At 72.4% G+C, this 615-nt stretch carries 1 pseudogene; it reads right to left on the reverse strand.

Annotated features, from left to right (window positions below):
• Positions 1-453: pseudogene (locus tag AC1DWF_RS36130) on the reverse strand (molybdate ABC transporter permease subunit); the annotation flags it as partial.
• Positions 454-615 lie beyond the last annotated feature (162 nt).

The raw sequence follows: 615 nt of genomic DNA on the forward strand, positions 1-615 counted from the left end.
GGTGAAGGCGACCTTCCAGCCGAAGGCCCAGGCGAGCGGCGCGCCCAGCCAGCCGTTCGGCGCGAAGAGCGCCGTCAGCGCGATGCCCGCGACGGCCGTGGGCAGCGCGAAGGGCAGGTCGATCGCGGCATCCAGCACGCCGCGTCCGGGAAAGCGCAGCCGCACCAGCGCCCAGGCCAGCAGCAGGCCGAGCGGCAGGCAGATCAGGGTGGCCGCCAGCGCCGCTCCGAAGGACAGCGCCAGTGCGGCCGCGACCCGCTCGTCGGCGAGCGAGTTCCAGACGCCGGCGACGCCGAGCTCCCAGGGCCGCAGCACCAAGGCCGCAAGCGGGACCAGCACCACGATCCCGAGCCAAGCCAGCGTGATCCCGAGCGAGACGCGAAAGCCCGGGATCGCGCGGGTGCCAAGGCGCCGACCGCTGGGGCGCCAGCCCGAAATGGCCGCTGCGCTCACCTGATGGCCCGGCTGATGCGATCGAAGACCCCGCCGTCGTTGAAATGCGTCCGCTGCGCCTGGGCCCAGCCGCCGAAATCCTCGTCCACGGTGACAAGTTCCATCCGCGGGAAGCGCGATGCATTCGCCGCCAGCACGGCTGCGTCGCGCGGACGATAAAAA

It is taken from the genome of Aminobacter sp. P4_D5 (genome assembly GCF_056401815.1).